We start from the raw sequence: 24,486 nt of genomic DNA on the forward strand, positions 1-24,486 counted from the left end.
CTAAACTAAATCGACCCAGCTGAGCGCCTTCACTAGAATCCGCGGTAAAAATTAAACGCTGATCCACAACGGCCATATCAATAACGTTAAACTTAACTTGCTGATCAGCCGTGGCTAAGGTTGCAATGGTTTTAAGCGCAGATACGCGATTACCATCTCGAATATATAGATTGATCCCTGAATCTTCACTAGACGCAATCAATAACTTATCAGTGACTAATAACTTGCTTGGGGCTTGCGGTTGCGCCAAGGTAGTTGAATAAACCAAGCTTCTGGTTTCTTGCTCATTTTCTTGACTGGGTAACGACTGAATTCGTTCAAATACAAATAGATGTGCAGCGTCTTCATATTGAGTATCGATAAATGAGAAATGCTTACCTTGTGCACTAACGTATATGTGTTCATCACTCATTGTTATGGCAATTGGATCGACGTCTTGCGGCAAGTCATAATAACCTAAGCCATGCATAGTCGCGGCTTGATCGACTAACTCATCTTGATAACGAACAACCGCAAGCCAGCCAGGTGCATAATAATTTTCAAAATCCGTCACTTCGGTGATAGAAGACGGCTGCAGCTCAGACTTTAACTTTAAGATCCCTTGACCAAGAACATAGATAAGATTCAGCTCATGGTCGACTTGTAAATCGGTAATTTTTCCCGGTGGAAGTTTGTCTAATTCTGCGTACAAAGAGCCGTCACCATCTAACATGCGGCTAATATCTGCTTGTTCTAGCGGGCTGCGGGTATCAATAGTTTTATCGTTTGATAACTGACCGTAGAAAATAGCATTTGGTAACCAGGCAACTCGACCGCGTGAATCTGATACTTGTAGATCAGCAAACCCTCTGTACTGTTCTCCGAAATCGGGTAAGGATAGACTAAAACGTTCAGAAGAATATAAATCAACCGAATCATTATCTGCGCTTAACGTTATAGCGGTTTCAGGTTTATTAGCTTGCAACAGAGTAATTTGCATATCTGGGCTAAACCCATAGCCGATAACATCGACCCTATCATCCACACCGGTTTGATTGACGTTAACCACGGCAGGTGTAACAAAACTAATGCGCAATTCATCAACATAGGTAAAAGCACCGACTAACTCATCTTGCAAGCCACTAGGTTCCTTAACAATCAATGAAGCAGAGCCCGCGTAACTAGGTAATGTTTCGACAAACAAGCGATCAAAATCATCAGAATCTTGTGCGGCAATAAAGTTTAAGACGGTGAGCTCTTGTCCTGCTAACCAAACCTTAGAATCCGCAGACAAGTTTTTACCTTGAATAATTAACTCAGTACCACCTTTAACATCGCCTTTACTGGGCTGAACTCCGATGATTTTTGGCTCTATTTCCCCAGCAACAGATTGCGTATAAAAGCTTAGGGTATAGTCAGCCGCTAACGGATAACCAGAAAATTGCGGCAAACCTTGTTCAAGCGTGACATGGTACGACTGGTTTTCGAATAACTCAGTGCTTGGGGTTAACTGTAATTTTCGACCAACAACATCACCCTCAAGCGGTATCACAGTCAGGGTAAAATCTTCGGTAATATCTTGTCCTAGCGCAGCATGACCTAAATTAACCCGAACATATGAACTTAAATCGATACTGCTATCAAGGTAACCGGAAAGCTCGATTTCTATTGTTGATAATTGAGTTGATACTTGGGTTTGTGATTGCTGAGGTTGATGACCAAGAACACTCAATTGCGGTAAGTTGACAGACGCAATACCTTTTTTACCCGCTGCCAATTGAATTTTACCCGCAGCAAAATCGATTTGATTAACCACAACGTCATTTGCAGCAATAGGTCTATTAACGACAAGTGGCACACTGATATCTTGAGTGGTATCCGCTGCTAGATTATACAAGCTAACAACATTTTCGGCCTTGTTCGCTTCTTGGTCATGACGCCAAGCGCTGACCCAAACTTGCTGCCCTAGCGCTTTGATTGCATAACCACCAATCGATTGCAGATCTTGCCTGTCTACATCCGTTTCTATGGTTCTAATCAGCTTAGGTTGATACGGGTCTGCAATATTAATAACGTGAAATACATTGCTATTGCCATCTACAAGGGTATCTGTCACGTATACCATGTTACCATCAACGACTAAACGATTCGCTATCCCTGCCGTGTCCACTTTGGCAATAATAGGGAAACCTGGTAGTTGTAAATCAGCAATTGCAACGCCATCCCATGATGAAGCGATAATCGCAAAACCTTGATAAACTTTAACGTCGCGTACGTAACCATCCGGTTTAATAAAATCAACATGATATGGGATCTGCGGATCTTCGATATTGATAACCTGAACGCCGCCACTACCGTTAGCAACTAGGGCAAGGTGTCCAACTTTTTCAACTGCGTAGACTTCGTCATAAGGCAAGTTAATCCGACCTTGCAACAAATATGGAATACCGAATTGCTCATCACCATTTTGTCTGCCAAAAATAAGTAATTCAGCACCGAGTTCGTCATAGTAGGTTGCACCTGTTTCGCTAAACTCTGCGATTTCACTTTCAAGCTCTGCAACAAAATCGATTGCTGTTGGATTGTCATCACACCTGGCAAAGCATGTCACGCCCGACTTAGCCGCTAATACAAATTGGGCATCGCTATCTAAATCGACAATCGTTCCGCGGAAGATCTCAGCGGCACCATTGACCAGTGTTGAATAAACAGCTCGCTCTGCATTTTGAGGAGGTAAGCTAGAATCAAAATAATCGGCAAGCCAAAGCCCTGTATATTCTGGCGCATTTAGCACTTCATTCGGATTGCTTGGATTTGGCAAGATACCCGCACTTTGTAAAACAGGAGCCGTAGACCAAGCCGCTACCAAACTTTGCTGGTTATCAATTTGGCTAAACTGCTGCAACGTTGTTTGATAAACCGCTTTATTTGTACCGGTATCTGCAGCCGTTGGCTGCAAGTAAACCTGCTCCGCTAACGTTAATCCAACTTCATAGTAAGTTTCATGTTCGACCGTGTGCTGCGCGGTAACGACACGAGTAATCACCTTAACCCTTTCATTACGTTTAAAACTGCGTTGCAAGATATTGCCGTCGGCCATACTGCCCAAATAGGCATGACGATAGGTTTGCTGTTCAGTTTGATACAAAGTTGGCAATTGGCTTTGCTTTAATAGCTCGATTTCAAGCTCGGCTAACGTAACCCAATGCTCGTTTGAATCTTGATATTCACGACGGTAGGTTTGAAATACTTGCCTATCTTGTTCAGAGCCAATATCACGTACCACGACCAAAGGAGACACAGCTTCGCCTGCGGTTAATATTTCTCCATCAATAGGCTCTACCGCCACTATTTCTGGCTGGACAGTATCTTGTAATTGACCGATTCGAATAGGTTGGCTAGATGCAGACTGCCCCAAAACATCATAGGCTACGGCAACTATGACTAAACCATCGACGTTTTCTGGCGGCAGAATTTCAGCACGGAATACATTAAACTGCGCTGCGCTACCTGTTAAATCAGATAGTGACTGATTAACACTGGTGTACAATACATCGTTTACCCAAAACTCTACTCTGTCTATACCTTCGTATCCTAAGTCGTCTTGGGTTTCAGCCAATACTTCAAAACTTTGCCCTGCGATAATAAATGACTCATCATTGAATGGCTTAATGATATCTACACTCGGTGCCATATCAGCGACCAGTGTGATTTCTTGGCTAATAGAATCTTGCAGTGTCGATTCGTAACCATCAATATCAATAGCAACGGGTTTGTAAACTAGCTTTTCACCAACAGTAAATTCAGTTGTCGATTGTGCGAACTGGAATGGCGCATTACTGCTTGAACCAATCAGCTTAAAGTCTTGATCTGATGCAGGATTAATGGCTCGGTAAAGATTAACTTGTCGTACTCCCTTTTCAGGGTCGACTGCATTAATTGCCAAGGTAATATCTCTACCAACGGTAACTTGGTCGCTTCCAATACTAAAGCCACGTTTATCTAATACTGAGATGCCACTTATTTCTGGTGGTTGGTTAGCGATTAACGTTGCTGATACATAGGCCACGGTTTTATTGCCTGCACCATCAAATGCTGTGGCCTCAAAGCGTAAATTTAAACCGTTCTCAATTGCAGAGAGTTCAGTTTCAGAAAGATTAGATACATAACTATCAATTGTTTGCAGATCTATCGAACCATACCAAGGCGCGCTCGTTAAATTTCGGCTGTGAAAAACCTCTGATTCTACAAAATCGTTGTTATTGTCTTTATCCACGAACAATCGAACCTGAACGCTAGCAACATCAACATTGTCTAAAACTTCAAGTTGGTAACCCAAGCTGGATTGTTCAGCAATTTGTGCAGCCGCAACTGGTTGCCTTACTGTCAACGTTGGTGGTTCAATATCTTTATCAATATTTATTTCGATAACTGCACTCTGTGCAGTCTGAGCCACGCCAACAAAACGTGTTTCGACCGTGTCAGCCGATAAACGGATCGGTGTGCCACTTTGCCCATAAGGAATAGGCAGTAAGAATTCAAAAGGTGCACGTTGATCAACCAATTGCACATCACCAGTTACCAAGCCTTCAACATACAAAGTTGTGCTGCTAATACCGATATCATCAATGGCATTTAACTGTACTAAGATGTTTTCACCTTCTAAGAAGGCATCATGGTTGTTTGGAGAAGCGATTTCGACAATAGGCGGCTCGTCTCGCACCAAATTAAGTGTAAATGATTCTGATACCTGATGACCATCCAAGATACCAGTTTCTTCACCATAGGTATCTAAAGCAGTCACGGTAAGGGTTAAGTTTTGCGTATCTTCATCAATTGCAGGCACATCAAATAGGAAACTAAACGGTGCAGCATATTGCTTGAACTGGTAAACAGATTGTCCAACATCATTGGTGACATTCAGTTCAACATAGCTAATCCCTATGTCATCAAATGCGGTGACATTAACTGCCAATTTGCTTTGTTCAACAATACTTGCCCCGGCAACAGGTTCTTTTACGTCAATAACTGGTCGCTCGTCTAATTTCAGCTTGATGTCACGTTGGGTAAAACCAATCACCCCATGCGTCGGATCTTTTAGCGATTGGTTACCTGCTGCATCTAGTGCTTTTGCCTCTAACCTTAAAAATAATTCGGCATTTTCGCTTAAGGTTTGCGAGAAATACTGCTCTTTAAGCTCTTGCAGCTTAGGAATCGACACTAATTGTTTAAACAACGGAGATTCAATACTTTGTGTCGTGACAGGATTGGTATCTTGAGCCGGAATACTTGTGTAAGAGAAAGTCACTTCAGGCGTTAAATCAGCGACATAGTATTGACCGTTGTCACGAGCGACAAAGGTATATTTAGCATCAATCTGACTGACTTTAACATTATCTAAACCGCGAACCGCGAATTGTAAATTTGAACCTTCAGTTGTTAAGTAACCAATTTCGGGATTAACAATCTCAATTTCAGGGACTATTATATCGGCAGCACCTATGAAGGAAATGGTGTCAGAGCCTATCGCTTGGTCTTCATCCTCTATTTTTACAACCAGTTCAACGTCTTGATTCGCTCGTATGACCGTATCAGGGATGGACAGTAACCAAGATTTCGTCCGGATATCACCTTGCTTTGCAACTACAAGATCTTCTGCGATATGTAGTCCGTAACGCTTTTTCAGATCATCATATATTTTATCTAAAGCTTGTTTTTTAGCGCTTGTTGACGGTGTGACACCTGCTGATTTTAAATCGGCTGGAATACCATCAACCAAGATTTGGATTTTGTCTAAATCCAATGTTAAGTCGTCAACCATAACGGCAGTCGCTACCATATTGAAAGTACCAGCAACAACCATTTGTTGCTCAGTCGGACTGGTTATTTTTATACTTGGCGAAACATTTTGCAGTGGATTAACGAGTATTTGCCTAACCGTTTTTTGACCTATGTTGTCAGTTAATTCAATTAAATATTCTGTCGGCTCATTTTGTTCAAATACAGTGTTTAAAACGAAGGGTTGGTTTAACACATATTTCTGATGACACGCTCTTGACCAACTATTGCTAGTGATTAGCGTCTTAGAGCCATCTGTTTCAATCCTGTAAAACGCATATTGGTCAATTCCTGTATCATCGATAGCCGTTAAGTTAAGAGAGATCTCGCCACCGTTTCTTACCCAAAACTCGCCATATTCTAATCTGGCTTTGTCTGTAATTTCGCGATGTGACTTAAACTGGTTGAGTTCAAGTATCGGTGCTTGATTAACATCGGTCGCCAATCGTAATGTCTGGCTATTTGAGTTACCTTGGGTATCAACCGCAATAACACTAAATTCGGCAACGTGCCCAACAACTAAATCATCAGGTGTTTCATATAAAATTTCAGCATGAGCTTGATTCAGAGCAGGCGAATATTGTGCAATCAACTCCCCTTCAAACAAGAAATCTACTTGTTTGATATTGTTGGAATTATCCTCAACATTGGTTTTTAACGCTATTTTTTGACCGGGACGCAAAATGGCATCAGCAACAGGTTGCAGCCAGCTTATTTGCGGAAGCTCGGTGTCATTTATTAGATTAAACGAATAAGAATCCATGCCATTGGCTGCGTCTTGAACAGCAACATTCCTATCGTAGCCCAATAAACTAATATTTAAGCTACTCGGCTTAGCAATATGTTGGGTTGGAATTAACAGATTAAACTGCTCGTTAACCCGAGTGTCCTTGGTATTTGAAGAAACAAAGGTATAGGTTGGATATGCAATCCACGAAGTTTTATTGCCTGTATTACTCCTGCTATCAACAAAATCAAACTCAACGCTAATTAACCAACTGTGCTTATTAACACTCTGGCGGTTTTGTTCACCTATATATTCAGCAACATTTTGTTTGTTTTTATCTATGCGGATCTTGGATAAATAAATGGGTTCGTTGCCAGTCGCGCTTAACCAAATAGGTTGGATCTCAAGCCAAGAAGCATCAGCAGATACCGTATTAAGATCTAATTCAGCAGAACTTTCTCTCCAAGTAGTGACTTGTGTTGGACAGACATTATCCGTCGCTTTGGTGATCTCGTATTCAAAAGTCACCCCTGGCGCTACCAACAGTTGTAATAACTCAAGTTGCTTAGAAGCTTTGATAGAATGTAACGCCAATGTATCGCTAGACGCCGAAAACAATGGATTGGTTCCTAACGTCACGCTTAAATCCGCATTAACTGGGTTTTTAAGCGTTAATGATGTGGCAACCTGGTTGTCAGAAATACGGCTATCAACCTTAGTGGCTAATACTTCATCTGAAAAAGTCGAAACAAAGGGCCAAACTAATACTGGCTCTTTACTTGGCGCATAATCGTCTGATATTTGTGCTTGAACCAGCAGTGGCTGGCCAATAATTGGGGCCGCAGGTTCTGTGTTAAATATTGCTATATTTGGAGTTTGGTCTGGTAAAACAGTATATGTTTGTTCAAGGCTGGATTGATTACCAAAAATGTCACTTGCTAAAACCTTTAAGGTTAACTCATGGCCGTTACTATCTATCGTGCCGAGTGCAGATAAATCAAATGTGACTTGTTCTTTTGCGGGCTGAATACTGGCACTGTCTATATTGTCTTGTTGCCAAGACATAAGTTCTTGTTCACCATCTAGCAAACGAATGCTAGCAGTCGCTAAGGATAAGTTATCTTTAACTACTGCGACAAAAGCTATTTCTTGACGTTCCGTCAGTTTCGTTACACTAGGCGAAACTAGATCGATGACAGGCGCTTGTTCATCGGCTAATAATTCAAGTTTAATAAAAATTGGTGTACTAGAATTAACCCCTTCGTCATTTGCTAAAATACGTAAAGTAAGCGATTGGCCGATATATTGCTGCCAACTGGCAAAATCTAAATCAAGTGTCCCATTAAAGTCTGATACAAACTGCCGCGAGACAGCAATGCCACCAAGGCTAAGTGGGTTAGCAACTTCAATTTCTTCTTGCCTATCATCACGCGTGATTGTCTTCCAAGGTAAATCAACGACTGAATCATTTTCTAACAAGATCTGCACAAGGATCTCATCAACAACAACATCATCAATAGCAGTCCCAGAAACAGTAAAGTCCTGATTTACACTAACCTGAATAGGTGCTATCGGTTCAGTCACACTGAGTTTAGGAGCTTTAGTATCTTGTAATACTTGCAGATTTAATAGGGCTTGGCCTTCTTGGCCTAAGTTGTCATTGGCTTTAGCGCTTAACTGGATTGTTTCACTGCTAGAACTTGGCATGGTTAAGGCAACTGACACAGGTTTACCTGCATCTAACGCCTGTTGCACTTGACTTGACGATATATTGGCTGCGAAAGTTTGACTGTCGCCGTCGACAAAATCCAACGTAATTCCATCAATGGCTTGCTCATCGTCAAGCACTTTAATCGCCACGTAAAATTGCTCACCTTCGAAGTAGCGACTACCAGCAGCAGGTAACACGAAATCAACTTGCGGCGGTGTATTTTGAGCAACGTCAAATCGCCAACTAGGTGAAGACTGATTGCCGTGGCTGTCGGTGATAACAGCTGATACTGTTAAATTAGATGCATTATCAGGCAGCAAGTAGCTAAACTGCCCTGTATATTGGTTAGCACCCTGAGGATCAAAATCGAATTTCTGTTCGCCAACGGTAAATTGAATATTGGCAATAGCACTATTGTCTTTTGCCACGAAATCGAAAGATTGAGTAAGATTGCGGTATAGTGTTGTTCCCAATTGTGGCGAGTTAATTGAAACAATTGGCGCTGTTTGATCGGCAATTAAAGGTAGCACCAACTCATAGACTTTAGAGGCACGATTAGAGCTATCAAAGGCAGTGGCTTTTATCGCCAACACAGTACTAGCATTAGCTAAGTTAAAATCAGATAGATTAATCGCAAAACTTGCTTTGCCATTGATCCCAGGGATTAACCCTGTTGACTCATCTTGTCTTGCTTGCCACAGTGATTGCTCACCTTGCAGGACTTCAATTTCAAATGCATTAATTTCAACATCATCGCTAGCGAAAACATCTAAATTAGCCGTGTCAGTAATAAAGTAGCTTGTTTTGTCAAGCTGAACATCTTTTATTTCGGGAATAGCGTCTGCTGTAACACCTATGTAAACGGATTGAACGCTAGCATTACCAACCGCATCTTTTACTTCGATAGTAATAGGGTAAAGATCGAGTGACTCACCATTTTTACCTTCAAAAATTGGTGCAACAAAACGCATATACGCAGAGTACGCGTTAAGCCCGTTGGGAACTTGCTGTAAGGCAAACACTTGTTCAGTGACTTGGTCATTGCTATCTCCAGTAATTTCAACTTGACCACCGTTATAACGAACGCCAGAAACAATATAACTTTTCGCTTTGACATTGTCATAGCCAGCAATTTTTAATAGCTGACTGCTACCTTCAGTCACCTTTGCAACTGCGGATTCACCAAAATTTCCATTGATAACTGGTGAAACTAAATTAACAACGGGTGGTTGAGCATCTTTACCAACTGTAAAGGTAACTACTTGTGAGGTAGCTGATTGGTTTTGGTTATCGTAAACAACAGCAGATACTTCGTATTGTTGCGTAACGCTAGTCACAGTAGGCGCTTCAAAAACTGCGCGATACGGAACCGAACTATCGCTACTTAGCAATGCGCCGTTCAAATAAAACTCGACTTTAGAAACTAAAACGTCGTCTGTTGCAGAAGCTCTAATTTCGACCGCTTGACCACCAATAAATTGCGATCCTACAGTCGGATGTGAGATGGCCGCTGTTGGGGTTGGTCATTGGCAACCACAACTTTAATAGGTTCAGAATTAACCCGCTGGTTATTAATATCAGTAACGATTAATTGAATATCTAAACTACTACCCACCGATTCAGCTAATACAGGCAATTCGAATTCTATGTGCTCGCTTTGTGCAAACAAATCAGATGTATGTTTGCTGGGGTCTAAAATATCTTGTTCTTGCAGTTTGCTGCCATTAACTAACAACTGCACATTGGTACCAAGAAACAAAGTATCATCCGCAATTGTCGCTTTAACACTCAAGGTTTGGCCCGCAACCACATCGTTACCTTGCACTGGCGATAATATCGTCGCAACTGGTGATTGGTTCTCAACGAGTTTAATCAACCTTGTTTCCGATTTTTGAAACTCGTTGCCAACATAAACATGAGCGTAGATAGTTGCACTGGTTTCCCTTAAACTGATATCTGGTGCAACCCAGTCCAGCATCCAAGTCTCGTAAACAAGTTCTTGTTCACCTTGTAAAGTTTGTTCTTTACGAATGTCCACTAAAGGAACACGAACTTTACCTACTGATGCGTCATCAATAAAAAATTCAACTGCCGATACACCCGACTTCAAATTTTTGACACTTTTTTTATCACCGAGCAATACACTTATTTGCAACGCACTGGCACTTTGTTCCACTATGCGTTGGCTATTAACAGGCTTTTCAAACAAATATTCGGGCACATTAATCGATTTTTTATTCTGTACAACAGCTTTAATAGTATTAGAAAATCCTTGTTGATAACGACTGTCGTAAGCAATGGCTGTTATAGCTAACTCGGTACCTAGCCATTCTGGCGCGACAGGTAAACTCAACTGATAAGGTGCTTTGCTATCCTTGTTTACCAACTGTCCGTGAAGATAGAACTCTACATACTCAATATCAACATCATCAGATACTTGTGCACTAACCAACAAGTCATTATTAATAACCACTTGATTAGCGGCTGACAAAGTCACATTGGGCAATGCATCCTTCGCACTGATCATCAATTGACCATTGATGGCTGGGTTATCTAACCAAGTCACTATCAGCGGTTGAGCTAAATTTTCAGCTACTGGTTGAAGCGCACGAATACTGGCGCCATCCTGCGATAAACTGAGTAAACCATTGGCTTGTGAAGGTAAACTAATTGAAATATCAAACTGATTGGAGATTTGATTAATACTGCCATCATCAAAAACAGCGTAAATTTCAGGTAACGTAAAATCTTGATTTAGTTGCGATAAACTAAGGTTAGATAAACTGTTGTCGCTACTAAATGCAAACCCAGTTAACTGCCTTGCGGAATTGACTTGAATCGAGATTACTTGTTGGACTTGGCCTGGATAATCCACGTAAATTTCAGCCGTTTCGCCTTGTGCATCCCGTTTGGCATAAACCACACCAGCAGTGGTTACATCTACCAAATCAGGTTGGCTTGATGAGTAAGTAACTCCATTTCCAGCACCGGGTAATAAAGTTGCACCTCTAAATTCAAATTCCACTTCAGGTAAAATACTAACCGACTGTAGAAGATCAGTAATCGTGATGTTTTGTGGTGACACTGAAAAGCCAAGAACCTTTTCAGAAATGTTATCGCCAGCTAACCTTACATCTGAATAACTATTAATATTGCCGCTTGCATCTTCCGCGCTAACAGTTAAAACCAGCAGCCCATTAGCTGCAAACTCCGCCTGACTTAAATTTTGACTGAATGGAAAAAAGAAAGAGTACTCAGGTTGCCCATCGTATTGCGGATATTGAGACAATTCTTGCTCTTGAATAAATGCAGTTTGCTTGGCGTCATCAATAACACCACCAACAGATTTTAAATCAGATGCTTTAAGCCCTAACACATTAGCTGACAGACGGGTTAAATCAGTGTTATCTGACGCAGTAATTGAAATAACAACCCCTTGCTCCCCTGCTACTTCAACTAAGTCTATTGACTGAATACTGATCTCTGGTGCTGTTTGCTCCCAACTAAAAGATTCAGTCACCTGCTCAACAATACCATCCGCGTAAGTCAACTTAACAGCTGGCTGCCATTTGTACTCATCTTCTTGAGTAAACTTAAATTGACAAGTATCTTTATCGATGTGAACTAAGTCAGACAACTCTGCGTCGCTGAAGCCCAAATTTTTTTGCGTTGCAATTTGTGTAATTTGCGAGCATTGGTCGATAACTAAATAGTAACTTTGCTGCTGTGACGCCGTTACTAAGCTTCCATTAACACGAATATCTTTATTAACGCTCCAAGCAAAAGCTAAGGGCAAAGCACCACAGGCAACGACAGCTGCTTTTAAAAAGGTAAATTTCATTCTAAATAAGTCTATTTATTTGGGGGATAATACATCCGTTGTATCTAAGGCGTGAGTTACGCGAGTAATTAAACTATTTTATAACGCCAAAAACAAGGGCATTATTATGGATTATTGAAAAACCCTCACTAATGACGTTAATTATTTTCACATGGTGTATAACTAAAAAATATAAGTAGTTTATTTACTAATGGTAAAATCCTTGAATAAAAATTATGTACCTAAATTTAATTTAAGAATATTCACCAGTTATTACTTGTGGGTTCAGGGAAGATATAGAAATATGTTTTTAAACATAAAAGCGTCAATATTTATTTTACTTATGTTTTTTGCGCCGCTAACTCAAGCAAGGGAAGTATGGTTAGCAGAGCAATGGCAAAACAAAGCAAATTCAACAAATATTCAAACGGCAAAATTAAGTCTATCCAGTTGTGAAGATACTGTAGATTACCTCTGGTATCAGGTCACGGTATCAAAAAGTTTAAGCCATTCTGATATACCACCAGACATATTTGTTGCCATAGCCAGCCACGAATGGTTTGTTGACCACCCTAACGCAAAATTATATTACGAGGGTAAAAAAAACGGCATTCCTGTAATTCAGTTAGACATTGGCGGTCATACAAACGGTTTGACAAGTGTTCAACATCCTCAATGTGATATTGGTGACTCATGCAACACCGCAAGGCAAGTACCACTTGATTACGTTTTTACCAACGAAGACATCCGCTACGCTGGTGATAAAGACGTATTTAAATTTACCGTTGAAGAGCTTAAAACTATCGAGCTCTACTCAACAGGTGAAGCAAATGTAATTGGTACCCTTTTAAACTCCAGTTGCCAATCTATTCAAGTCAGCCAAGGTTTTGACCAAACCAATAACTTTAATATTGAACGTATTCTGCAACCCGGTAATTACTATATTCAATTGCAAGATCAAGATAATAAGCATTTTGGTGATTACTATGATTTGCATTTTGTATCGGGTGCAAATGCCAAGGTTTTCAATGATACTTCTGGAAATCAAACCATTGTTGGGACGGATTTTGGTGATGTGATTAATCAAACTTCGGGCAATGACCAAATATATGGTGGCTTGGGCAATGATACCATCTCTCTAATTAACGGAAGCTCAGTTGTTCATTTCGACCTAGGTGATGGACAAGACACCCTTTCTGTTCGCCGTAATAATAGCTCTTCATACAAGCCTAAATTATTATTCGGGAACAACATCACACCCGATATGGTGTCTTTATCTAAAAATGGTGAAGATTTATATCTAACTATCAATAACACTACTGACCAAGTCATCATCACCGACTATTTCTTGTATGAAGCTTGGTACCACCGACTCGAATGGATTGAATTTGCTTCTGATGGAACTCTGTGGGATTGGCAAAATATGTCTGCCTTGTTGAACCCTGCATCGAATGGCGACGATACTCTCACTGGCTTTGATTCTATCGCGGATAACTTTATCGCACTTGATGGCAATGACGTCATTAATACTAAAGGTGCCAACGATTTCATTGATGCGGGTAACGGAAATGACACCATTTATCCGGGTGGTGGTAATGATACTGTATATGCAGGTGCAAGTGACGATATCATTAATCAAACTAATGGCAATGACCAAATATATGGTGGCTTGGGCAATGATACCATCTCTCTAATTAACGGAAGCTCAGTTGTTCATTTCGACCTAGGTGATGGACAAGACACCCTTTCTGTTCGCCGTAATAATAGCTCTTCATACAAGCCTAAATTATTATTCGGGAACAACATCACACCCGATATGGTGTCTTTATCTAAAAATGGTGAAGATTTATATCTAACTATCAATAACACTACTGACCAAGTCATCATCACCGACTATTTCTTGTATGAAGCTTGGTACCACCGACTCGAATGGATTGAATTTGCTTCTGATGGAACTCTGTGGGATTGGCAAAATATGTCTGCCTTGTTGAACCCTGCATCGAATGGCGACGATACTCTCACTGGCTTTGATTCTATCGCGGATAACTTTATCGCACTTGATGGCAATGACGTCATTAATACTAAAGGTGCCAACGATTTCATTGATGCGGGTAACGGAAATGACACCATTTATCCGGGTGGTGGTAATGATACTGTATATGCAGGTGCAAGTGACGATATCATTAATCAAACTAATGGCAATGACCAAATATATGGTGGCTTGGGCAATGATACCATCTCTCTAATTAACGGAAGCTCAGTTGTTCATTTCGACCTAGGTGATGGACAAGACACCCTTTCTGTTCGCCGTAATAATAGCTCTTCATACAAGCCTAAATTATTATTCGGGAACAACATCACACCCGATATGGTGTCTTTATCTAAAAATGGTGAAGATTTATATCTAACTATCAATAACACTACTGACCAAGTCATCATCACCGACTATTTCTTGTATGAAGCTTGGTACCACCGACTCGAATGGATTGAATTTGCTTCTGACGGAACTCTGTGGGATTGGCCTCGTGTTGCCAGCATCTTAAATACTGGAACTAATGGTGATGACATTCTCACTGGTTTCAATTCTTTATCTGAAACTATCTATGCTGGTGAGGGTAATGACACCATTTCGCCTAAAACTGGCAATGACGTCATATACGCAGGTGCAGGTGACGATATCATTAATCAAACTAATGGCAATGACCAAATATATGGTGGCTTGGGCAATGATACCATCTCTCTAATTAACGGAAGCTCAGTTGTTCATTTCGACCTAGGTGATGGACAAGATACCCTTTCTGTTCGCCGTAATAATAGCTCTTCATACAAGCCTAAATTATTATTCGGGAACAACATCACACCCGATATGGTGTCTTTATCTAAAAATGGTGAAGATTTATATCTAACTATCAATAACACTACTGACCAAGTCATCATCACCGACTATTTCTTGTATGAAGCTTGGTACCACCGACTCGAATGGATTGAATTTGCTTCTGATGGAACTCTGTGGGATTGGCAAAATATGTCTGCCTTGTTGAACCCTGCATCGAATGGCGACGATACTCTCACTGGCTTTGATTCTATCGCGGATAACTTTATCGCACTTGATGGCAATGACGTCATTAATACTAAAGGTGCCAACGATTTCATTGATGCGGGTAACGGAAATGACACCATTTATCCGGGTGGTGGTAATGATACTGTATATGCAGGTGCAAGTGACGATATCATTAATCAAACTAATGGCAATGACCAAATATATGGTGGCTTGGGCAATGATACCATCTCTCTAATTAACGGAAGCTCAGTTGTTCATTTCGACCTAGGTGATGGACAAGACACCCTTTCTGTTCGCCGTAATAATAGCTCTTCATACAAGCCTAAATTATTATTCGGGAACAACATCACACCCGATATGGTGTCTTTATCTAAAAATGGTGAAGATTTATATCTAACTATCAATAACACTACTGACCAAGTCATCATCACCGACTATTTCTTGTATGAAGCTTGGTACCACCGACTCGAATGGATTGAATTTGCAATTGATAGCACGCAATGGACTTACGAAACAATAAAAAGCATGTTGTAAAATAATGAAAAAAAATTTATTTATAGCCTTAACTTTGGTCTTGCTATTTACTTAAAGCTTAGTAGCAAGAGAAGTTTGGTTAGCCAAAAGCTGGCATACCAATGGTTCTGGACTTCAAATCGCAAGTCTTGAACAATCAAACTGCGAAGACACTTTAGATTACCTTTGGTACCCAGTAACAAAATCAAAAAGCCTGGCTGTCGTGCCTGACGATATATTTATCGCTATTGCCAAGCACGAATGGTTTATTGAACACCCGAAAGCGGAGTTGTTTTACGAAGGAAAAATAAATGGTATTCCGGTTATTCACCTCAACACCGGAGGCCAATCAACTGGTTTAACAAGCGTGCAGCACCCTCAATGCGATATAGGGAATGACTGTAATAGCGCTAGAGAGATCCCTCTAAACTATATTTTTGCTAACGAAGATATCCGATTTGCAGGTGATAAAGACTTCTTCAAGTTTACTCTTAACCAAACTCAATTTGTAGAATTAGCCACAACGGGCGAAGCTAACACAATAGGAAAACTCTATAACACTAGTTGCCAACTTATCTATTCAAGTTTTAGTGAAAACCAAGATCACTTTTCAATTCAGCAAATCCTTCACCCCGGCGATTATTATATCGCTGTTGAAGAATATGATCCGGATCGATTTGATGCCTTTTATGATCTCCAAATAGATGAAGGAAATATAGGCGAAATTATAAACGGTGATAGTTCCAATAATGTTTTAACTGGGACTCAAGGTCATGATCTGGTATATGGTGGCGACGGGAATGATACCCTAGACGGTGGTGCCGGTAACGACACTATCCATTCAGGTGAGCATTCCGATACTTTCCTATTCGGGATCGGTGATGGTCAAGATACTTGGCATGTCTATACATACTGGCCTCAGCACTACTCGAAAACATTACGTTTTAAAGCTGGTATCACTGAGCAAGATATAGCATTAGCAATAATTTTATTATCACATTTGCTAACAGTACTGACTCCATTACCGTCGTCGATTTCTTTAAAGATTCAGATTGGCGCTATCGTATTCGTCGTTTTGAATTTGAAAATGGCACAACGTGGGATGACGACGCTATTTTAGGGGCTCTGTTCACTGGCGATAGTGCTGACAATCACTTCGTCGGAATATCTTCTCGCGGTGATACCATGCTAGGCTTAGGTGGTAATGACACCTTAGAAGGGTTAAGTGGTAGTGATGCTCTACATGGAGGGGATGGCAACGACACTTTATTCGGTGGCGATGGCGACGATACACTGGACGGTGGCGCTGGCAATGATATTATTTACACTAATGACGGTCGTGATACATATACTTTTGGAATTGGTGACGGACATGACACTTGGTATGTTGAATATTCAAACACCAATCGATACAACACATTAAAACTTAAAGAGGGGATCACGCCATCCAGTATCGATTTCGAGCGAACTGGTGATCAACTTACTATTAAATTTCATGGCTATTCCGATACCATAACCCTTCCCAACTTTTTCAAAGATGAGAGTAGTTACCATAGATTCCAACGCATATCTTTTTTTGACGGAACTGAATGGGATGAAAATGACATTCTCATGCATGTCTTCACGGGCTCAAACGACGATGATGTAATACAAGGTTTTAACAACCGTGGTGACACCATATATGGCCTTGATGGTGACGATATTATTCACGGGTTAAGCGGCAACGACTATATTGATGGTGGCGCTGGCAATGATATTATTTACACTAATGACGGTCGTGATACATATACTTTTGGAATTGGTGACGGACATGACACTTGGTATGTTGAATATTCAAACACCAATCGATACAACACATTAAAACTTAAAGAGGGGATCACGCCATCCAGTATCGATTTCGAGCGAACTGGTGATCAACTTACTATTAAATTTCATGGCTATTCCGATACCATAACCCTTCCCAACTTTTTCAAAGATGAGAGTAGTTACCATAGATTCCAACGTATATCTTTTTTTGACGGAACGCAGTGGAATGAAACCACTCTCAACTTAAAAATCGCAGAATAATTAGTAACAAAAACAATGCTGTTTTTTTGAGGGTCCACTCGCAACTCAAAACTTGGTATATCAATATCACTATTTCTTGAATCGCCAATTAATGGAAAATGGTTAAAACAGTTATATTCGATCTTTTCGGTACGTTAGTGCAGTTAACCAACGATTCAAAACCCTTCTCCAAGTGAATACGAAGCGGAAAAGCTATAAATTGACGCCAGACGCTGAGCTTATCTTTGACTCAAAACTTCTCTTCACTCGCGGAATACGCAGAATCCATTGGTCTTCACAACCGACACGATAGTTTGGAAATTGAAAAAGAATTACATACTGATATTGATAGCGTTGAGCTATATAACGACACGTTACCAGTATAGCAGATTTATTTGATTCAGTAGTTTTTTCATGTGATTGTGGTTTTTATAAACACGGCTAGCGCATTTTAATCCCTGACTCTAACAGGGTTGAGCGATAATTATCGTCTAGCCCAGCCATTTTCTTTTTCCTTGCCATGCTCGCTGACTTCGTTGTGTCTTGCTTGAATAACGCCATCGCTATTTTTCGCATTACGTTAAATACCAGTGGCCCTTGTTTTTTACGTATCCTTGATTCATCTTCCCTAAACGTCATATCAAGCATCCAGTGCATACTGTCAACTTGCCAATGACTTCGAACGGCATTGAGAGCTTACTCTGCATCTAATCCTAAAGAGCTTATGTACCAACGCGTTTCACTCGTTTCTTTTCCGGTCGATTTTTCATGTATTGTTGCCGTCACTTGGATGATGCTACTCAGCCCTGACCATTGGTATTCTTTATCTAACCACTTTTTATCAATCAGTAGCTGTTGGCATACTCTGGTTTCAATGCGTCCATGTCCAGTGTCAACTTCTGTGTATGTACTATGTTTTTCTACACTCAACCCTTCACGAACGCTTTTATGCCACCAGGCTTCTAGCTCGCGCTGCATACCCGAATGGTTCCCCTTTAAGGCTAAAATATAGTCCGCTTTTTGATGGATAATTTGCTGGGCTATCTCTGCTTGGCATCCCATAGCATCAAGCGTGACAATGCTGTTTTCAATATCTAACATCGTTAATAAATCTGGAATGGCGGTGATTTCATTCGTTTTTGTATCAACTGCTGTTTGACCTAACACTAACTGATGTTGGCAACTCCAAGCGCTAACCGTATGTAGCGCAGTTTTTCGGTCATTTGTGGTAAATGAGCGTCGTGCTGTTTTTCCATCTACAGCAATGATATCCGCTCCTGTTACTTTAATGAGGGATGATATCCACGATTGGAATGCGTTTTCTATTTCATTGGCTTTTAATCGGCAAATGACACGCGCAATGGTGTCATGTTTTGGTATGCCTGCTTTGAATGAACCGTACTTTTTAAGCCATTCAAGTTTTAAGTGACCAAAGTCTTCAATATCTTCCCAACCCTCAGCGCCTGAAAGGACTGCGCTGATTGATAGCAATAGAATATCGAGTAGGTTATGTTTTTTACAGCGGTCGATGCGAGGATCTGTGATTGAATCAAAGTGTGTCAGAAAAGTTGCGCTCATTTTTGGATCCCAAGGTTGTTATTATGCCTTGATCTGATCGCTACTTGTTCATTAAGTTCAATTTATAATGATCTTGCCGTGTTTTTATAAACCGCAGCAACAAATATATCTGTCAGCTTTGCTGGCGGCTGCGTCTAACCCAGAAGAGACCATCATGGTTGGAGATAAGTTTACTGCGTATGTAAATGGCCCATAACAGTTAGGTATCACAGGGATTCACCTACAAAGGCAAAATAACATTACTCACTCAGCTTCACATGTCGTGACGTCACAACATGATATACACAGTTACCTGGGATAAAACACGCTAGAGTGTTTTATTTTTGTGCTAAGTAAGACCACTTGTTATTGAAGTAGATGGGAGCTAAGAGAGGTTCCGCCTACAAAGTAGGTAGCTAAATAGTATCACTGCTTGATAAACTGGAATAATTAATAAAAATTAGACCCGATAACACGGGTCTATATCAGGTAAAACTACGATTACTTAACCTCTTTCCAGCCACCGGCCGTTTCTTCAAACATCCCCTCTAGAGTTGACACTGTGTCACCGTAAAATTTTGAGGCTATGGTCATAGAAATTTTGCACGAATAGGCTGTGCCTTTTTCGATGCATTTTTCAATATCAACATCTGCAAAACTAGAATTTAAAACGAAGCACGTCTCCCGTTTGCTAATATTTAGCGCCGCGAGTCCATCTTTAGTGTCTGGACACGAATCAATTTTTGTACCTGTCGCAATTAGCATAGTTCTAACGCTGGCCAATTGTTTATTTAACGCGGATTCAATATAAGATTCACTCGGCCCACCGCATGCAACAGCCATTGTAGATAATGCTATGATAGTTAATTTTTTAATCATGCTAATTCCCTGAGTTTGCCGCAAGCGGCGCTGGTGCTAATAGGCCGTCAGCGTTAAAAATTTCGCCAGAATCCTGCCATGGTGTTGAGTTGATTTTTGGATAACCCTCGACAAATTGGACAGAGCCACCTAATTCTAATTTAATTTTGCGCACCACATCTAAAACAGTCTTTTCTGCCCATTCTTCTGGTGTGCCAGATATTGCGTACGCTGCTTTTCTAGCTAAACCATCAACGCCGAGAAAACCACCGCCTTCTTGTTTTGTGTAGTTCGCATACACATCTAATGCATAACCATAAATACCGTTTCGGACAAGATAATATCCTATTCGGCTTAGGTGATGGTCAAGATACCATTAATATCCAACGGAACCATTACCTCTATGATACGCATAAGGTTACTCTACTAAGCCCCATTTCACCGGATGACATCTCGTTTGAGCATATCGGCAATGACCTTATCCTAAAAATAAACAACACTGATGACCAAATATTATTCGAACGATATTTCCTAAATGAGTCAGTAACTTATCGTTTTGAGTGGCTTGTATTCGAATCAGAAAATCTTACTTGGACTTACGCTGACATAACCAAGCAATTAAACACAGGGCACAAGTGATCTGATCCATTGCAGCGAAGTTGCTATATTAAAACGCCAATTGGCTGAACAAGCTGAGGATTTAGCCATACTATAAAAGTAAGCGATCATTTTAGACCGTCTTCAAACTAAACCTAAATCCCCTTTCTAAATATGTGGTTGAATTATCGTCAATTAGATTGGAACTCGCTTGGTTCGATGAATTTCACCAATAACGGCTAAAAAACCGTTATTGGTTACTTTATCTCGCGTCCGCTCCCATTTTTTCTTGAGTACACAGTGTTTGTAGCGCCTGAAATTACTGTTTTACTCGCCTTGATGTATAAATGATAAGAGCTAAGGTAACTAACGATTCGCACTATATACAAAGCAGCACGAAAAACGCTCTGAAAGTGGCAAATCGAGAGGGGTTCACCCATTACCGAAAAATATCCGTAATTGATTTATTTTCTTGCAGATCTATTCCAGTTAAAAATAGTGGACTAATTTGTTTCCCGATAATTGACAAATTTACTTCCTCGCACGTCCATGATAAAAACCCAGGTGCATCTCAAAACACCATATTTAACATAATCATCATTATCGGATATTAACAAACTATTGATATATCCTATTTCGTTTTTACCTTTTAAATGCCGACTTAAAACCACAACTCAACTTTAACGATTTTCAACACACCACACATTGTACAATGTAAACATTATATTGAGAAATATAACCAGATACAGTATATTCTGCGAATAATTTTTAACAAAAACTTCATAAAAACCGCTTCTGTACTATAGTTTATCCAACAGAAGTTTAGTTATTTCAGTAGGTTAACTATATATGCAGTTGCTAAACCAAGTGAAAATTAAAACGCGCATTATTGCACTGGTGCTTATTCCACTTATTGTAATATTAGCTTTGTCTGTTGAAAGGCTGAGTAAAGCATTTGAACAAAAAGACAAAATACAGGAATTAAATGTCGTATTAGATTACGCAAATGTAGCTTATCCTTATATCTCTTTAACCCTACAAGAAGCATTTTATAGCCGGCTATACATTGACAGCGCTCCGGATAAATCAAATTTTTACCGTAAAAAAGTACAAGCGGTTCGCAAAAACGCCGTTAAAAACCAACAAGAGTACTTAACGTTTGTACAACAACAGGACGACAATTTAACTCAGTTCCCAGTGTTATATGGCCAGATAAAACAACTAAAAAATGTCATTGAGACAACCAAATATATTCGTGAAGCTGTTGATCAAAAAGTTCATATTTTAAAAGCATCTAACAATGAATTAGGCCGCGACTTACACACTATGTATGAGATGACGTTTTTAATTCGCCGTTTAGTTTTATCGCTTTCTGAAATTGTTGTTATCGCAACCCAAAACGAAGAACTAGGGAAAATGTCTAACGCATATTACAACCTCGTATCGGCAAACGTTGAGTACTCCTTTCATAACAGCTTTGTATCGGCGGCGATGAACGGCGTATTAGATGTTTATATCTTTGGCGAAATATTTCGAAGTGCGACTAAAACGCAGAATGACTTGCAGTTATTTTCAAATTTTGCATCACCTAAAGCGCAAACCGCATATCAGAAAATGTTAAACAACGAACACTATAAAACAGCTGAAAAGATTGCCTTGCAGGCAAGAAGTGATATTTACAAAACAGTGAACAAGCAAGTTGTTATAGATCAAAATTTAGATTGGGATCAGATAACCAGTAAAGTATTCGAAGTATTTCACTCTACAACTCACATAGTTCTAGAAGAACTGGTTGAAACAAAAAATCAACTGGTTGAGGACGCTCAATTTTTGGTCTACCAAACTATCGGCTTACTTATTGCCGTACTTGTTCTGTTATCTATGGTTTCATTTGTCATTGCGTCAAGTATCACTAACCCCCTAAAAACCGTGGTTCGTTCATGTAAAGATCTTGCGACAAATAAAGATATGTCTGTTCGCCTTGATGAAGCAGGAAAAGATGAACTCGCAGAGTTAAGTTATGCTTTCAATAGTCTGTTAGATAGCTTTAATACAACTTTACGAGGAGTAGACAACGAAGCTAAAATTATTGGGCAGCGCACTAAACAAGTTGCACAATCCATGTCTCAATCTAGCACTTTATCTGATAGCCAATTAAGAGCGACCGACAGTATTTCTGTCGCTATAAATGAAATGACTGCTACCATTTCAGAAGTTGCAAATATGGCGACCTCGACCTCGGACGCTGTACAAACCGCACATGAAATTTCAGTAAACAGTGCCAAAAATGCAGCCATTAGCCAAAAAACAATGGAAAATTTAACAATAGAGCTTGGTAACACCAGCAATGTTGTCAACCAGCTCAACGAAGAAAGTACTTTAATTGGCAATGTTCTAAATGTTATTCAAGGTATTGCTGAACAAACTAACCTACTGGCACTGAATGCAGCAATTGAAGCAGCAAGAGCTGGTGAATTAGGACGCGGTTTTGCTGTTGTGGCTGACGAAGTTAGAAGCCTAGCCAGCAGAACACAAGAGTCCACCGAACAAATCAGACAACAGATTGAAGCTTTGCAAAAAGGCGCTCAGGCCGCCACAAACAATATGGCGCAATTGCAAGAAGAAGGGAGCAAAGCGGTTGAATTAGTCGTTGAAAATGCAGAAGCATTTAATGTTATGAAATCTGAACTGGATAAAATAATGCAAATGGCAGTTCAAATTGCAACGGCAGCAGAAGAACAAACCAGCGTATCAAATGAAATAAACGAGCGTATCATCGCTATAAAAGACGATGCAGACAAAATTACAACCATTACTGTAGATACCACTCAAACCTCTAACCAATTAGAAGAAACCGGACAAAGACTCAATCACCATATCAGTGAATTTGTACTTAAACATTAGTACCCGCTTTTAAATTTAAACAAGCCAGTCACATATGATTTTTGACTGGCTATTTACTTTGTAGAAGCATAAGCGTTAAGCTGCATACACATAAGGACAGCGCGGTTCTAACAGAGGTATATAAGTCATGAACACCCCTCGCATTCAAGCCATATTATTTGATAAAGACGGCACAATCTTTGATAGTGAAAAAATATACTGCGAATCTTGGATTGAGAGCGCCAAGGCCTTTAATGTGCCATTCAGCGCGAAGGATTACGATAAATACGTCGGTATCAGAGCCAATGAGTGTTATCGCTTAGCACAAAAGGAATTTGGTACTGATTTTCCGCTTGACGATTTCATGCGCCACAACCGTGCTTTTATAGATGAGCAAAAACGGCGTGGCATACCTGTTAAACCTGGCTTCATCTCATTTTTTGATAAAGCCAGACAAACCGGCGTCCCATTAGGTCTTGTTACCTCAAGTGCTCGCGACGCTGCAATATTGAGTTTTACAGGCACAGATTTTTTAAGACACTTCGAAGTTTTTGTTACTGGAGATGATGTCGAAAATGCTAAACCGAGCCCCGAATGCTATTTTCTGGCGGCACAACGGTTAAATATTTCGCCCGATAATATATTAGTGTTTGAAGACTCTAATGCGGGGGTGCAAGCAGCTCTTGAAGCTGGTTGCAACGTGATAGCAATACCCGATTACCTTGAAATCAATAAAAAACTCCAAAAAAAATGTTGGCACCTTTTAGACAGTTTTAATGAGGCAGATTTCACATTAAACCATATCAATTAGTTGCCAATATGAGTGATCAATATTTTTGATCAATATTAACTGCGAAAACATGCGATAAATACAAAAACATAAAAGCCTAGTGAGC

At 40.2% G+C, this 24,486-nt stretch carries 10 protein-coding genes and 1 pseudogene (1 of these 11 cut by a window edge); 6 read left to right on the forward strand and 5 right to left on the reverse strand.

Translation table 11 applies throughout. The features are described 5' to 3' along the window. Positions 1–9,760 carry the start of an Ig-like domain-containing protein gene (locus FNT16_RS19355; protein ID WP_342779179.1) on the reverse strand. The gene continues 27,404 nt to the left of window position 1, outside the view, so 9,760 of the gene's 37,164 nt are visible here — the first part of the coding sequence; its start codon is at positions 9,758–9,760; its stop codon lies off the left edge, out of view. Beyond that, entirely contained in the window at positions 9,742–12,096 is a 2,355-nt protein-coding gene (locus FNT16_RS19360; RefSeq protein ID WP_143873611.1) for an Ig-like domain-containing protein, read from the reverse strand. Before FNT16_RS19360 ends, FNT16_RS19355 begins: the two co-directional genes overlap by 19 nt. A 283-nt stretch (positions 12,097–12,379) precedes the next feature. Here FNT16_RS19360 and FNT16_RS19365 point away from each other — a divergent pair, with 283 nt between their 5' ends. The 3 genes from FNT16_RS19365 to FNT16_RS19375 all read left to right on the forward strand — a co-directional run bounded on the left by FNT16_RS19365 (position 12,380) and on the right by FNT16_RS19375 (position 17,716). Continuing rightward, positions 12,380–15,670: a calcium-binding protein gene (locus FNT16_RS19365; RefSeq protein WP_185976771.1), complete on the forward strand. Its 3,291-nt coding sequence runs from the start codon at positions 12,380–12,382 to the stop codon at positions 15,668–15,670. 202 nt (positions 15,671–15,872) lie between these two features. Then, a complete protein-coding gene (locus FNT16_RS19370) occupies positions 15,873–16,769 on the forward strand; it encodes a calcium-binding protein (protein WP_143873615.1) in 897 nt (298 codons plus the stop codon). Then, entirely contained in the window at positions 16,670–17,716 is a 1,047-nt protein-coding gene (locus FNT16_RS19375; RefSeq protein WP_425456714.1) for a calcium-binding protein, read from the forward strand. Before FNT16_RS19370 ends, FNT16_RS19375 begins: the two co-directional genes overlap by 100 nt. Positions 17,717–18,136: 420 nt before the next feature. Here the strand turns inward: FNT16_RS19375 and FNT16_RS19380 are convergent. From FNT16_RS19380 to FNT16_RS19395, 3 genes and pseudogenes are all read right to left on the reverse strand, one after another. After that, positions 18,137–19,273 (reverse strand): annotated as a pseudogene (locus tag FNT16_RS19380) (ISAs1 family transposase). A 480-nt stretch (positions 19,274–19,753) separates the two neighbouring features. Then, the gene (locus FNT16_RS19390; protein ID WP_143873623.1) at positions 19,754–20,131 is read right to left on the reverse strand and encodes a hypothetical protein; all 378 of its coding nucleotides are present in this window, start codon (positions 20,129–20,131) and stop codon (positions 19,754–19,756) included. A gap of 1 nt (position 20,132) precedes the next feature. After that, a complete protein-coding gene (locus tag FNT16_RS19395; RefSeq protein WP_143873626.1) occupies positions 20,133–20,411 on the reverse strand; it encodes a hypothetical protein in 279 nt (92 codons plus the stop codon). A 5-nt stretch (positions 20,412–20,416) separates the two neighbouring features. Here FNT16_RS19395 and FNT16_RS19400 point away from each other — a divergent pair, with 5 nt between their 5' ends. The 3 genes from FNT16_RS19400 (at position 20,417) to FNT16_RS19410 (ending at position 24,401) form a co-directional block, all read left to right on the forward strand. Continuing rightward, on the forward strand, positions 20,417–20,749 hold the full coding sequence (locus FNT16_RS19400) for a calcium-binding protein (RefSeq protein ID WP_143873628.1): 333 nt from the start codon (positions 20,417–20,419) through the stop codon (positions 20,747–20,749). Positions 20,750–21,556: 807 nt separating this feature from the next. After that, positions 21,557–23,611: a methyl-accepting chemotaxis protein gene (locus tag FNT16_RS19405; protein ID WP_143873630.1), complete on the forward strand. Its 2,055-nt coding sequence runs from the start codon at positions 21,557–21,559 to the stop codon at positions 23,609–23,611. Positions 23,612–23,738: 127 nt separating this feature from the next. Beyond that, positions 23,739–24,401, forward strand: coding sequence for an HAD family hydrolase (locus FNT16_RS19410; protein ID WP_143873633.1), 663 nt, complete (start codon positions 23,739–23,741; stop codon positions 24,399–24,401). Positions 24,402–24,486 lie beyond the last annotated feature (85 nt).

It is taken from the genome of Catenovulum sediminis, from assembly GCF_007289895.1.
In the GTDB taxonomy this organism is placed as follows: Bacteria; Pseudomonadota; Gammaproteobacteria; order Enterobacterales; family Alteromonadaceae; genus Catenovulum; species Catenovulum sediminis.